General features: G+C 55.0%; 10 protein-coding genes. 5 read left to right on the forward strand and 5 right to left on the reverse strand.

Annotation, left to right across the window (positions count from 1 at the left end; genetic code table 11):
* Positions 1–42 precede the first annotated feature (42 nt).
* Genes gsiB through iaaA form a run of 3 tightly spaced genes read right to left on the reverse strand, consistent with a single transcriptional unit; the run spans position 43 to position 4,437 of the window.
* Positions 43–1,581 carry a glutathione ABC transporter substrate-binding protein GsiB gene (gsiB, locus tag LCS67_RS14620; protein WP_000191439.1) on the reverse strand — a complete coding sequence of 513 codons (1,539 nt, stop codon included), beginning with the start codon at positions 1,579–1,581 and terminating at the stop codon, positions 43–45.
* Positions 1,582–1,613: 32 nt separating this feature from the next.
* Positions 1,614–3,485: a glutathione ABC transporter ATP-binding protein GsiA gene (gsiA, locus tag LCS67_RS14625; RefSeq protein WP_001120575.1), complete on the reverse strand. Its 1,872-nt coding sequence runs from the start codon at positions 3,483–3,485 to the stop codon at positions 1,614–1,616.
* Between the two features lie 10 nt (positions 3,486–3,495).
* Complete coding sequence (gene iaaA, locus LCS67_RS14630; protein WP_001030503.1) at positions 3,496–4,437, reverse strand: beta-aspartyl-peptidase; 942 nt, start codon at positions 4,435–4,437, stop codon at positions 3,496–3,498.
* 203 nt (positions 4,438–4,640) lie between these two features.
* Between iaaA and moeA the strand changes: the two genes are divergently transcribed.
* The 4 genes from moeA to LCS67_RS14650 all read left to right on the forward strand — a co-directional run bounded on the left by moeA (position 4,641) and on the right by LCS67_RS14650 (position 10,240).
* Complete coding sequence (gene moeA / locus LCS67_RS14635) at positions 4,641–5,876, forward strand: molybdopterin molybdotransferase MoeA (RefSeq protein ID WP_000395792.1); 1,236 nt, start codon at positions 4,641–4,643, stop codon at positions 5,874–5,876.
* Positions 5,876–6,625 carry a molybdopterin-synthase adenylyltransferase MoeB gene (moeB, locus tag LCS67_RS14640; protein ID WP_000829283.1) on the forward strand — a complete coding sequence of 250 codons (750 nt, stop codon included), beginning with the start codon at positions 5,876–5,878 and terminating at the stop codon, positions 6,623–6,625. Before moeA ends, moeB begins: the two co-directional genes overlap by 1 nt.
* A gap of 277 nt (positions 6,626–6,902) precedes the next feature.
* Positions 6,903–7,802, forward strand: coding sequence for a glycyl-radical enzyme activating protein (locus LCS67_RS14645; RefSeq protein ID WP_000576947.1), 900 nt, complete (start codon positions 6,903–6,905; stop codon positions 7,800–7,802).
* A 5-nt stretch (positions 7,803–7,807) separates the two neighbouring features.
* Entirely contained in the window at positions 7,808–10,240 is a 2,433-nt protein-coding gene (locus LCS67_RS14650) for a glycyl radical protein (RefSeq protein ID WP_023137169.1), read from the forward strand.
* Positions 10,241–10,317: 77 nt separating this feature from the next.
* On the opposite strand, the gene LCS67_RS14655 is transcribed toward LCS67_RS14650, so the two are convergent.
* Positions 10,318–11,127: a Cof-type HAD-IIB family hydrolase gene (locus LCS67_RS14655; protein WP_000217910.1), complete on the reverse strand. Its 810-nt coding sequence runs from the start codon at positions 11,125–11,127 to the stop codon at positions 10,318–10,320.
* Between the two features lie 261 nt (positions 11,128–11,388).
* Between LCS67_RS14655 and LCS67_RS14660 the strand changes: the two genes are divergently transcribed.
* A complete protein-coding gene (locus LCS67_RS14660; RefSeq protein WP_000210949.1) occupies positions 11,389–12,654 on the forward strand; it encodes a DUF1479 domain-containing protein in 1,266 nt (421 codons plus the stop codon).
* Positions 12,655–12,775: 121 nt separating this feature from the next.
* On the opposite strand, the gene LCS67_RS14665 is transcribed toward LCS67_RS14660, so the two are convergent.
* Positions 12,776–14,371 carry an ABC-F family ATPase gene (locus tag LCS67_RS14665; RefSeq protein WP_100521880.1) on the reverse strand — a complete coding sequence of 532 codons (1,596 nt, stop codon included), beginning with the start codon at positions 14,369–14,371 and terminating at the stop codon, positions 12,776–12,778.
* Positions 14,372–14,442: the final 71 nt, after the last annotated feature.

A 14,442-nucleotide genomic window follows, 5' to 3' on the forward strand; every position in this document is an offset into this window, starting at 1 on the left:
GATGGCGGACAACGCGCGCGCCATCCAGCCCCATCGCATTACTTACTTCAAATCCGCATCGTCAAAGCTGAAACCGGTATCCGGCATAATCCAGAAACCGGTCAAATTTTTACTGTGCGCAGAAACCAATTTCTCCACCACCAACGGTATCCAGGGCGACTCTTTCCAGATAATATCCTGCGCCTCTTTGTACAATCGTGTTTTCTCCTGCGGATCGTTGGTCTTTAAGGCCGCCGCCAAATCGCTGTCGACCTGCTTGTTGCTGTAAAAAGCGGTATTAAACTGCGTCGGCGGCCAGTTTTGTGATGCGAAGAGCGGCGATAACGCCCAGTCAGCTTCGCCCGTCGACGCTGACCAGCCGGTATAGAACATTCGCACGCCGCTCTCTTTTTGCCCTTTGCCCTCAACTTCCGCGGCGCGCTGGCCGGCGTCCATCGCGGTTATCCGGGCTTTAATGCCAATCTGCGCCAGTTGCTGTTGGGTAAACTGCAACACTTTTTGCGCGGTGCTATGGTTATGCGATGACCACAGCGTGGTACTGAAACCGTCTGGATACCCCGCCTCTTTCAACAGTTCGCGCGCTTTAGCCGGATCATAGGGCCACGGCTGATAGCTTTGCGCATAGGCTATCGACGGCGGCACCACGCCCGTCGCCGGCGTGGCGTATCCGGCAAACGCCACTTTAACCAGCGCCTGACGATTGATAGCGTAATTCAACGCCTCACGCACTTTAGGATTATCAAACGGCTTCTGCGTCACATTCATACTGATGTAACGCTGCATAATGGACGGGCTGGCGACCAGTTCGAGGTTTTTATTTTTCGCCAGTAACGCGGCCTGCTCATAAGGGATAGGAAAAGCAAATTGCGCTTCGCCGGTTTGCAGCATCGCCGCGCGGGTATTGTTGTCAGTAACCGGACGCCAGGTAATAGAATCCAGCTTGGGTAAGCCCTGCTGCCAGTAACCGGCGAACTTTTTCACTTTGACAAAGTCGGTCTGATTCCAGGTTTCAAGCTGGTATGGACCGGTACCGACCGGATGAAAACCAATATCCTTGCCATATTTTTCCAGCGCTTGCGGCGAGATCATCGCCGTCGCCGGGTGCGCCAGAATATTAATGAAAGCGGAGAACGGCTGTTTCAGGGTAATTTTTACCGTTGCCGGGTCGACAACCTCCGTTTTTGCGATATTTTTATACAGGTTATAACGCTTGAGGTGGTTATCCGGATTGCTGGCGCGATCGAGATTCGCTTTCACCGCCGCCGCATCAAAATCCGCGCCGTCCTGAAATTTCACCCCCTGCCGTAGGGTAATGGTGTAGGTCAGACCGTCATCAGAAACGGTATAGCCTTTCGCCAGGACGTTTTTTACCTTCATGTCTTTATCCAGGCCAAACAGCCCCTGATAAAATGACTTCGCCACCGCCTGCGAGAGCGTATCGTTGGCGTCATACGGATCGAGCGTAGTGAAATTAGACCCTACCGCCACCACCACATCTTTGGCCGCCAGGGCCGGAAAAGCCGCAATGGATGAGGCCAGTCCCAGCGCCGCCAGCCATTTATGCGTAATAAATTGCGTCATGTTGTTCTCCTGAAACCCTGCCTGTCTGAATGTTATAAGCGCGAGAGCGCATTATCCTGCAGCGGCCGCGCAACATAATGTCCCGGCCCGACCAACTGTAATGAAACGGCGGGCGTCTCTTCGCCACGTTTATGAATATTGCTGGGTATATCATCTGATAGCAGAACGCGCCGCGGCCGGTGTCTGGAGGGATCGGCAACCGGCACCGCCGCCATCAATTTACGCGTATAAGGATGCTGCGGATTTTCAAAAACGGCGCGCCGCGGCCCCATCTCAACAATTTGACCAAGATACATCACCGCTACGCGATGGCTAATTCGCTCCACGACCGCCATATCATGCGAAATAAACAGGTAGGCGATCCCCATTTCCCGTTGTAAATCGAGCAGTAAATTAATGATCTGTCCGCGAACGGAAACATCCAGCGCGGAGACCGCCTCATCAGCAATAATCACTTTAGGATTCAATGCCAGCGCGCGAGCAATGCAGATGCGCTGACGTTGACCACCGGAAAACTCATGCGGATAACGCCAGGCATGTTCAGGACGTAATCCGACACGCTCAAGCAACCAGGCCACGCGCTTTGCCGCAGCGTCCCCCTGCCCCAGGCCATGAATCCGTAAAGGTTCCATAATGGAATACCCCACGGTCTGGCGCGGGTCGAGCGAGGCGTAAGGGTCCTGGAAAATACATTGAATATCGCGGCGCAACGGCTGGAGTTTACCCGCAGACAGCGTGTCAATGCGCTGGCCGTTAAAGATAATCTCCCCCTGCCGGGATTCAACCAACCGCAGCAGCGCGCGTCCGGTCGTCGATTTTCCGCTACCGGACTCGCCCACCAGCGATAGCGTTTCGCCCGGCCAGAGATCGAAACTGATATTCTCAACGGCATGAACTTCACGCGTAACGCGGTTAAAGAGACCGCTACGCAGCGGGAATCGCGTCACCAGCCCCCGAACCTGGAGAATAGGCTCGCCTTCCACCACCGTGTCTTGCTCAATCTGCGATTCATAAAGGGCCGGTTCGTCAGCGGAAATCAACGGGAAACGGCGTGGCAGCGAGTGGCCGCGCATCGCGCCAAGCTGAGGGACGGCGGCCAGCAACGTTTGGGTATAAGGATGCGTCGGCGCATGGAAAATCTGCTCTACGCTGCCGGTTTCCACGGCCTCGCCCTGATACATCACCAGCACGCGATCGGCAATATCCGCCACGACGCCCATGTCGTGGGTGATAAAAATCACACCCATCGACATCTCTTGCTGCAACACTTTGATAAGTTGCAGAATTTGCGCCTGGATAGTGACATCCAGCGCCGTGGTGGGTTCATCGGCAATCAATACCGCCGGACGGCAGGATAGCGCCATCGCGATCATGACTCGCTGGCGCATCCCGCCGGAAAGCTGATGCGGATAACGCGATAAAATCGCCTGCGACTCCGGGATCCGTACCTGATCGAGCATACGTTTCGCTTCCGCCAGCGCCTCTTCGTGGCTGGCGCCCTGATGCAAACGAATAGATTCGGCAATTTGCTCGCCAACGGTAAATACCGGGTTGAGCGAGGTCATTGGCTCCTGGAAAATCATGGCGATATCCGCGCCGCGCACACGCCGCATCTGCGCGTCACTCTGCTCAGACAGCTCAATCACCTGGCGATTACGCCGACGCAACAGCATTTCGCCGCAGCGCACGTTCGCGCCCGACTGCTCAATCAGCCGCATTAACGCCAGCGCCGTCACCGATTTTCCCGATCCCGACTCGCCGACAATCGCCAGAGTCTCTCCACGCTTCAGGCGTAATGACACATTACGCACGGCGTCTATCTGTTGCCCTTCGTGGTGAAACGCGATATTCAGGCCACTGACGGACAGAACATCGCGGCTATCCAGTTCATCGCTGTGCGGCACCTGCGGCTCCTTATTCCCGGTAAATTCCTGTGGTAGGGGTATCCCCGGCATATCCCCAGGCGCGATACATCCCTTCGCTGTTAAACGGCAACGCGACATTACCTTCGTGATCAACGGCGATTAATCCACCGCTGCCGCCCAGCGCCGGTAATTTTTCCATCACCACGCGCTCGCAGGCGTCGGCAAGGCTGAGTCCGCCATATTCCATCAATGCGGCGATATCGTAAGCCGCGAGCGTGCGAATAAAGACCTCTCCCGTTCCGGTACAGGAAACGGCGACGCTGGCGTTGTTGGCATAACACCCTGCGCCGACCAGCGGGCTGTCGCCGACGCGCCCGGGCAATTTATTGGTCATCCCACCGGTAGACGTTGCCGCCGCCAGATTGCCGAATTTATCCCGCGCCACCGCGCCGACTGTACCCATTTTTTTCGTTTCGTCCAGCGGCGCGCCGCTGTGATCGAGCGCCATTTCGCCCGCCGCACGCGCCGCCAGCAATTGCTCGTAACGCGCCGGGGTGGAAAAGATATCCGGCGAAACGCGCGCCATCCCCTGTGAAAAGGCAAAGTTTTCCGCCCCTTCCCCCACCATGAGTACATGCGGGCTGCGCTCCATCACCAGTCTGGCGGCGAGCACAGGATGGCGAACATGACTCACGCCCGCGACGGCTCCGGCTTTCAGGGTATTGCCGTCCATCACGCAGGCATCCAGTTCATGAGTTCCGTCTCGGGTATAGACCGCGCCGATACCCGCATTGAAGAGCGGACACGCTTCCAGCAGGCGCACCGCTTCCGTCACTACATCAAGCGCGCTGTCACCTGCTTCCAGCATCTTTTGCCCGCTTTCGACAATCTCTGACAGCGCCTGGATATAGCGTAGCTCCTGCTCATGGCTCATTTGCGCGCGAGCAATCGCGCCTGCGCCGCCGTGAATCGCAATCACTGCTTTATTCATTTTTAGGGTCCATTAACGGTGGCACACAACTTTTACTATAACTATCAGAATTGTTGTGAGTTATTCATTCGATTTTTGAATATAGAAAGATGCGTAAGGTATGTAAAGGCGCAAGGCCGTCTCTAAGACCGAGGTAGCATACTGCCCGCCACTGTTTTCTGACATAATAGCCGGATTCGATTTTGCCTCGCAGGAGTATGTTCATGGAATTTTCCGCCGGATTGATGCCGCTTGAAACGGCGCTGACCCAGATGCTTTCACGTATTACCCCGCTCACCGCCGTAGAAACGTTGCCGCTGGTGAACTGCTTTGGCCGCATCCTGGCGACCGATATCGTATCTCCCCTTGATGTCCCCGGCTTTGATAATTCAGCTATGGATGGTTATGCGGTACGCGTGGCGGATTTGTCCGCCGATAAGCCGCTGCCCGTCGCCGGCAAAGCATTTGCCGGTCAGCCTTACCAGGGAGAGTGGCCTGCGGGAACCTGCATTCGCATTATGACCGGCGCCCCGGTACCGGCAGGTTGCGAGGCGGTAGTCATGCAAGAGCAGACGGAACAAACCGATGATGGCGTGCGTTTTACCGCCGATGTTCGTTGCGGACAAAACATCCGCCGCCGCGGCGAGGATATTCGCCAGGATGCGGTGGTCTTTCCGGCCGGTACGCGCCTGACTACTGCCGAACTGCCGGTGCTGGCGTCGCTGGGAATTGCCGATGCGCAGGTTGTACGTAAAGTGCGCGTAGCGCTGTTCTCGACCGGCGACGAGCTCCAGCTTCCGGGCCAGCCGCTAGAGGCGGGACAAATTTATGACACTAACCGTCTAACTATACATTTGATGCTGCAACAGCTTGGCTGCGAAGTGATCAATTTAGGCATTATTCCTGACGATCCCGGTAAGCTTCGCGCCGCGTTTATCGACGCCGACAGCCAGGCCGATGTAGTGATAAGCTCCGGCGGCGTCTCGGTTGGTGAAGCGGACTATACCAAAACCATCCTTGAGGAGTTGGGCGAAATCGCCTTCTGGAAGCTGGCTATCAAGCCAGGCAAACCGTTTGCCTTCGGCAAACTCAGTAATAGCTGGTTCTGTGGCCTGCCGGGGAATCCAGTCTCTGCGGCGCTCACTTTTTATCAACTGGTTCAGCCTTTACTGGCGAAGCTTGGCGGCAACACGGCAAGCGCTGTACCGCCGCGCCAGCGTGTACGCACAACATCTCGCCTGAAGAAAACGCCGGGGCGTCTCGATTTCCAGCGCGGCATCCTGCAACGTAGCGCCAACGGCGAACTGGAGGTCACGACCACCGGGCACCAGGGTTCACATATTTTCAGCTCGTTTAGTCTGGGCAACTGCTTTATTGTGCTGGAGCGTGAACGCGGCAATGTTGAGCCGGGAGAATGGGTGGAAGTCGAGCCGTTTAATGCTCTGTTCGGAGGCCTGTAATGGCGGAACTTAGCGACCAGGAGATGCTGCGCTATAACCGACAAATTATTCTGCGCGGCTTCGATTTTGAAGGGCAGGAAGCGTTAAAAGATTCGCGGGTATTAGTGGTCGGGCTGGGCGGACTCGGCTGCGCGGCAACGCAGTATCTGGCCGGCGCTGGCGTCGGGCAACTGACGCTACTCGATTTTGATACCGTTTCCGTTTCCAATCTCCAGCGTCAAACCTTGCACAGCGACGCCACGGTCGGGCAGCCAAAGGTAGAGTCCGCCCGCGACGCGCTGGCGCGAATCAACCCGCATATTACCATTACGCCCGTTAACGCGCGGCTGGACGACGACGCCATGACCAGCCTGATTGCCGGGCATTCGCTGGTACTGGACTGTACCGATAACGTTAGCGTACGTAATCAACTTAACGCCGGGTGCTATACCGCGAAAGTGCCGCTAATCTCCGGCGCGGCCATTCGTATGGAAGGACAAGTTACCGTCTTTACATATCAGGAAAACGAACCCTGTTACCGCTGCCTGAGCCGTCTGTTTGGCGAAAACGCTCTGACCTGCGTAGAGGCAGGGGTGATGGCGCCGCTGATTGGCGTGATCGGTTCGCTACAGGCAATGGAGGCCATTAAGCTGCTGGCGCATTACGGTCAGCCCGCTAGCGGAAAAATCGTCATGTACGATGCGATGACCTGTCAGTTCCGCGAAATGAAGTTGATGCGCAACCCCGGCTGTGAGGTCTGCGGGCAGTAGTCACTTTACAGATAAACATACCGAAGCACGGTTTATGGCCGTGCTGTATCAACAGATAATTACTGTCATCAGACGCAAAGCCAGCTTACCCAAGCTCCGACTGACGATCGGCTCAAGCAGCGCGGCATCATCTTAAACGCCATACCACAACCTCAAACCGTGATGTTGTACCTCATTTAACGCCTCTTTGTCAGAACCTCTCCATTCGTTGACGCACATCAAGATAACTTTCATTCGAAAGTAATTTAATCTTTATATGAAATAAGAGAGGCCGTTTATGATCTTCAATATTCAGCGCTATTCTACCCACGATGGCCCCGGTATCCGTACCGTAGTATTTCTCAAAGGCTGTTCGTTGGGCTGTCGCTGGTGCCAGAACCCGGAAAGCCGCGCCCGCGCTCAGGATCTGTTATACGACGCGCGGCTGTGTCTCGAAGGATGCGACCTGTGCGCGCAAGCCGCGCCGGACGTCATTGAGCGCGCGCTAAACGGCCTGCTCATCCATCGCGAGAAACTGACCGACGCCCATTTTTCCATCCTGGCGCATTGCTGCCCCACACAGGCGTTAACCGTGTGCGGCGAAATAAAAAGCGTGGATGAGATCATGGCGACGGTACTGCGCGATAAACCTTTTTACGATCGCAGCGGCGGCGGTCTTACGCTTTCCGGCGGCGAACCGTTTATGCAGCCGGAACTGGCGGCAGAGCTGTTTAAAGCCAGCCATGACGCCGGTATTCATACTGCGGTTGAGACCTGTCTGCATGTTCCATGGAAATACATTGCGCCCTCACTGCCTTATATCGATCTGTTTCTGGCTGATTTGAAGCATGTCGCCGACGGGCCGTTTAAGCAGTGGACCGATGGCAGCGCCTCGCGGGTGCTGGAAAATCTCAGGAAACTCGCCGCCGCGGGCAAAAAAATGGTGATTCGCGTCCCGCTGATTCAGGGATTTAATGCCGATGAGGAGGCCATTAAAGCCATTACCGACTTTGCCGCCGACGAACTGCACGTCGGGGAAATTCATTTTCTGCCCTACCACACGCTGGGCATCAATAAATACCACTTACTCAGTCAGCCCTATCATGCCCCGGATAAACCACTGGATGCGCCGGCGTTACTTGATTTTGCCCAGAAGTACGCCTGCCAAAAAGGTTTAACCGCGACCCTACGAGGATAATTATCATGACCCAACTGAAACTGGACACGCTCAGCGACCGCATTAAGGCGCACAAAACCGCGCTGGTACATATCGTGAAACCGCCGGTCTGTACCGAACGCGCACAGCATTATACCGAAATGTACCAGCAGCATCTGGATAAACCGATTCCGGTACGCCGCGCGCTGGCGCTGGCCCATCACCTGGCGGAACGCACTATCTGGATAAAACACGATGAACTGATCGTCGGCAACCAGGCAAGTGAAGTCCGCGCCGCGCCGATTTTCCCGGAATATACCGTCTCGTGGATTGAAAAAGAGATCGACGACCTGGCGGACCGGCCCGGCGCAGGTTTTTCCGTAAGTGAAGAAAACAAACGTATTCTGCACGACATCTGTCCGTGGTGGCGCGGTCAAACCGTCCAGGATCGCTGCTACGGCATGTTTACCGATGAACAAAAAGGGCTTCTGGCGACTGGCATTATCAAAGCCGAAGGCAATATGACTTCCGGTGACGCGCACCTGGCGGTGAACTTCCCGCTGCTGCTGGAAAAAGGGCTTGATGGCCTGCGCGATAAAGTCGCCGAGCGCCGCTCACGCATCAACCTGACCGTGCTGGAAGATCTGCATGGCGAGCAGTTCCTGAAGGCGATTGATATAGTGCTGGACGCGGTAAGCCAGCACATCACGCGCTTTGCCGCGCTGGCGCGCCAGATGGCAGGCGAAGAGTCCCGTGAAAGCCGTCGTAAAGAGCTACTTACCATCGCGGAAAACTGCGAGGTGATCGCCCACCAACCGCCGCAGACCTTCTGGCAAGCACTGCAATTGTGCTACTTCATTCAACTGATTCTACAAATTGAGTCTAACGGTCACTCGGTGTCATTTGGTCGTATGGACCAGTATCTTTACCCCTATTATCGTCGCGATGTCGAACTAAACCAGACGCTGGATCGTGAGCACGCCATTGAACTGCTGCACAGCTGCTGGCTGAAACTGCTGGAAGTAAACAAGATCCGTTCCGGTTCGCACTCTAAAGCTTCCGCGGGCAGCCCGCTGTATCAAAACGTCACCATTGGCGGTCAGAATCTCATCAACGGTCAGCCAATGGACGCAGTGAATCCGCTGTCTTACGCCATTCTGGAGTCCTGCGGACGTCTGCGTTCTACCCAGCCCAACCTCAGTGTGCGTTATCACGCCGGAATGAGTAACGATTTCCTTGACGCCTGCGTCCAGGTCATCCGCTGCGGCTTTGGGATGCCGGCGTTTAACAATGATGAAATCGTCATCCCGGAATTTATCAAGTTGGGGATCGAACCGCAGGACGCTTACGATTACGCGGCGATCGGCTGTATCGAAACCGCCGTCGGCGGGAAATGGGGTTATCGCTGCACCGGCATGAGCTTTATTAACTTCGCCCGCGTCATGCTGGCGGCGCTGGAAGGCGGTCGCGACGCCACCAGCGGCAAAGTATTTCTGCCGCAGGAAAAGGCGCTCTCCGCAGGCAACTTTAACAATTTTGACGAAGTGATGGCCGCCTGGGATACCCAAATTCGCTACTACACGCGCAAATCGATCGAAATTGAGTATGTGGTCGACACCATGCTGGAAGAGAATGTCCACGATATTCTCTGCTCAGCGCTGGTAGATGACTGTATTGAGCGAGCGAAAAGTATCAAGCAAGGCGGCGCGAAATATGACTGGGTATCCGGTCTCCAGGTCGGTATCGCCAACCTGGGCAACAGCCTCGCCGCCGTGAAAAAACTGGTCTTCGAACAGGGCGTTATCGGTCAACAGCAGCTTGCCGCCGCGCTGGCCGATGACTTTGACGGCCTGACCCATGAGCAGTTGCGCCAGCGTCTGATTAACGGCGCGCCGAAGTACGGCAACGACGATGACAGTGTCGATACCCTGCTGGCGCGCGCTTATCAGACCTATATTGATGAGCTGAAGCAATATCATAACCCGCGCTATGGTCGTGGCCCTGTCGGCGGCAACTATTACGCCGGTACGTCCTCTATCTCAGCAAACGTGCCATTTGGCGCCGCAACCATGGCTACCCCGGACGGTCGCAAAGCGCATACACCGCTGGCGGAAGGCGCAAGCCCTGCATCAGGTACGGATCATCTCGGCCCGACGGCGGTGATTGGTTCCGTAGGCAAATTACCTACCGGTTCCATTCTCGGCGGCGTGCTGCTCAACCAGAAACTGAACCCAACGACGCTGGAAAACGAATCCGACAAACAGAAACTGATGGTTCTGCTACGGACGTTCTTTGAGGTGCATAAAGGCTGGCATATTCAGTACAACATCGTGTCACGCGAAACGCTGCTGGATGCGAAAAAACATCCGGACCAGTACCGCGATCTGGTCGTGCGTGTGGCAGGCTACTCCGCCTTCTTCACCGCGCTGTCGCCGGATGCGCAGGACGATATCATCGCCCGTACCGAACATATGCTGTAATTTGCCCTGGCGCCATCGGCAATATGTCCGAATTGCCTGATGGCGCTACGCTTAACAGGCCTGCGCAGGCCTGTTAATCAGAAGGGATCGGTGCCGTCAAGCACGGCCTGAATGACGTTGAGCGCGCCTTGATGGTTATTATCATCAGTGTGATAGCGTGAAAGCGCTTTGATATTGTCTGCAGCATTGCCCATGGCAAAAGAGTAATGCGCCATTTTCAACATTTCCGCATCATTACCGCTGTCGCCAATGGCGACGACATTCTGTGGCGACCTGTTCCAGCGCTTTAACAGACGACTGATGCCATTCGCTTTATGCAGTCCCGGGATAATCAGGTCGATAAAACCGAAGCCGCTGGTGACGGGCTTCATGATGCCATCCAGAGATACGTGCAGTTTGTCGATAACCAGCGGAATTTGTTCATCAGGCAAATTCAGGGAGAACTTAAACAGGATATCGTCAATGTCGTGATAATCGTTTACCGGCTGCAGGCGGTGATAATGTTTGGCCATCAGCGCCACGAAAGTCTCGGGAGCGTTTTTGCTGACATAAGCGCTTTTCAGACCGCAGGCGACAAAATTAAGCTGCTTATCCTTCAGCAGTTCGCCAATCACAATACGCGATTCATGCCGGGTTAGCTCCCCGTGAAACAACTGTTTGCCATGTTCATACACCAGCGCGCCATTTTCTGCGACGAAGGAAATTTCGTCTTTCAGCTCGGGGAAGAAGGAGATCAACTGGTAGTACTGATTACCGCTAGCGACCACAAATTCGATATTACGTTTTTTCAGTTCCTGGTATTGCGCCATGAAGCGTACACGATCGTACTGCTTGGCATCGTCGAGAAAAGTGCCGTCCATATCGGTAACGACAACGTTAACGGTCATACTTAAGCTCCTGGCTGTAACTGCGACCAGAAACATTTTAATAACAATGTGAGCAGAACCACAAATTTATTTCGAATGAAAAGTGGCTGAACGAAAGGAATAGCCGCATAAGACATTAAGGCGTCCTGGCCACCTTACGTTTTCCTCTCGCTTCCCTCTTTGTGTTCCCCTGCAATATTTTAAACTTGCATTAACCTTATTTTAACTTAAAGTATCACATGTAACTAATTTTACTTTCGAACGAAAGACGATGAGGTTGATATGACGACTCCTTTTACCCACGAAACGCTGCCCGCCGACCCAAAAGCGGCCATTCGTCAGATGAAGCAGGCGCTACGCGCGCAAATCGGCGACGTACAGGCGGTGTTCGACCGTTTGAGCGCCACCATAGCAGCCCGGGTGGCGGAAATTAACGATCTGAAGGCGCAGGGACAGCCGGTATGGCCAATTATCCCTTTTAGCGAACTGGCGATGGGCAACATTAGCGATGCCACCCGCGCCGAGGTTAAGCGCCGCGGGTGCGCGGTGATTAAAGGTCATTTTCCACGCGAACAGGCGCTGGCGTGGGACCAGTCGATGCTCGACTATCTGGACAAGAACCATTTTGACGAGGTGTATAAAGGACCGGGGGATAATTTTTTCGGTACGCTGAGCGCCTCCCGGCCTGAAATCTATCCTGTCTACTGGTCGCAGGCGCAAATGCAGGCCCGCCAAAGTGAAGAGATGGCGCTGGCGCAGTCGTTCCTCAACCGTCTGTGGCAGGTAGAGCACGACGGCAAGCGATGGTTTAATCCGGATATCAGCATCATTTATCCGGATCGCATCCGTCGCCGCCCGCCGGGCACCACATCCAAAGGACTGGGAGCGCATACCGACTCCGGCGCGCTGGAACGCTGGCTGCTGCCAGCCTATCAGCAGGTATTCGCCAGTGTGTTTAACGGCAACATCGAACAGTACGATCCGTGGAATGCGGCACACCGTACCGAAGTTGAAGAGTATACGGTGGATAACACCACAAAATGCTCGGTATTTCGCACCTTCCAGGGCTGGACCGCGCTCTCCGATATGCTGCCCGGTCAGGGGTTGCTTCATGTCGTCCCTATCCCGGAGGCGATGGCGTATATTCTGTTGCGCCCGCTGCTGGATGATGTCCCGGAAGATGAATTATGCGGCGTCGCGCCGGGCCGGGTGCTGCCGATTTCTGAACAGTGGCATCCTTTACTGATGGCGGCGTTAACCAGCATTCCGCCACTGGAAGCCGGGGATTCCGTGTGGTGGCATTGCGATGTCATCCACTCCGTCGCCCCCGTAGAAAATCAGCAGGGCTGGGGCAATGTGATGTACATTCCTGCCGCGCCAATGTGTGAGAAAAATCTGGCCTATGCGCGTAAGGTGAAAGCGGCGCTGGAGACAGGCGCATCACCGGGCGATTTCCCGCGCGAGGACTATGAAACCACCTGGGAAGGGCGCTTCACGCTGCGCGATCTGAATATTCACGGTAAACGGGCATTAGGTATGGACGTTTGATGGTCGTACAGCCCTGCCCGCTTAACTGCGGTGCGCCCTTTGTCTGGGCGCACCCGTCTTACCGGACCTACGCGCCAGGATACGTAGGCCCGGTAAGCACAACGCCACCGGGCGTCAGTGTTTAGCTTTCAATCCCTTTACTACGCAAATAATCGTCGTAGTTGCCGCTGAAGTCCACCACGCGCTCCGGCGTAATTTCAATGACGCGGGTTGCCAGCGAGCTGACGAACTCACGGTCGTGCGAAACAAAGATCAGCGTGCCCTGATACAGCTCCAGCGCCATATTCAGCGATTCGATCGACTCCATATCCAGGTGGTTAGTCGGTTCGTCCATAATCAGGATATTCGGCTTTTGCATCATCAGTTTGCCGAAAAGCATACGGCCCTTCTCGCCACCGGAAAGGACTTTCGCAGGCTTTTTGATATCATCCTGGCTAAATAGTAGGCGGCCCAGAATACTGCGCACTGCCTGCTCGTCGTCGCCTTCCTGCTTCCACTGACTCATCCATTCAAACACCGTCAGGTCATTTTCGAATTCATATTCGTGGTCCTGCGCGTAGTAACCAATACGCGCGTTTTCCGACCATTTAACGGTGCCATGATCGGCGTCCAGATCGCCAACCAGCGTCTTCAGCAGCGTAGATTTACCCACGCCATTGGTGCCGAGTACCGCCAGCTTCTCGCCGACTTCGAGCAGCAAATTGACATTTTTAAACAGCGGACCGTTATCAAAACCTTTCGTCAGCGCCTCCACTTCCAGAGCGTTACGGAACAGTTTTTTATCCTGCTCAAAACGGATGAACGGGTTCTGACGGCTGGAGGCTTTCACCTCTTCCAGCTTGATTTTATCAATCTGCCGCGCGCGCGACGTTGCCTGACGCGATTTAGAGGCATTGGCGCTAAAACGGCTAACAAAAGATTGCAGCTCGGCAATTTGCGCTTTTTTCTTCGCATTATCGGCCAACAGACGTTCACGCGCCTGGGTCGCCGCCGTCATATACTCATCATAGTTACCCGGATAGACGCGCAAGTCGCCGTAATCCAGATCCGCCATATGCGTACAAACCATGTTCAGGAAGTGACGGTCGTGCGAAATGATGATCATCGTGCTATCGCGCTCGTTCAGCACCTGCTCCAGCCAACGGATAGTATCAATATCCAGGTTGTTGGTCGGTTCGTCGAGCAACAGGATGTCCGGATTAGAGAATAACGCCTGCGCCAGCAGCACACGCAATTTCCAGCCTGGCGCGACTTCACTCATCAGACCGTAATGCTGCTCCAGCGGGATGCCCACCCCCAACAGCAGTTCGCCCGCGCGCGCCTCAGCGGAATAACCGTCTATCTCGCCGTATTTTACTTCCAGATCGGCGACTTTATAGCCGTCTTCTTCGCTCATTTCCGGCAAGGCATAGATACGGTCGCGCTCCTGCTTGACTTCCCACAGTTCGCCATGCCCCATAATGACAGTATCAAGTACGGTGAATGCTTCAAAAGCGAACTGGTCCTGACGCAGCTTACCGATCCGCTCATTCGGATCGAGGGAAACATTGCCCAGCGTCGGCTCCAGGTCGCCGCCGAGGATTTTCATAAAAGTGGACTTTCCGCTACCGTTGGCGCCGATCAGGCCGTAACGGTTGCCGCCGCCAAATTTGACGGAAATGTTTTCGAACAGCGGCTTACTGCCGAACTGCATGGTAACGTTGCTGGAAACTAACACAGGCTTATCCTGAAAAAAGATGTGACAAACCGCTTATTATGCCACAAGTCTGAAATAAGATCGCGCCCTGT

Origin of the sequence: Salmonella sp. A7 (assembly GCF_020181675.1) — a bacterium.
In the GTDB taxonomy this organism is placed as follows: Bacteria; Pseudomonadota; Gammaproteobacteria; order Enterobacterales; family Enterobacteriaceae; genus Salmonella; species Salmonella enterica.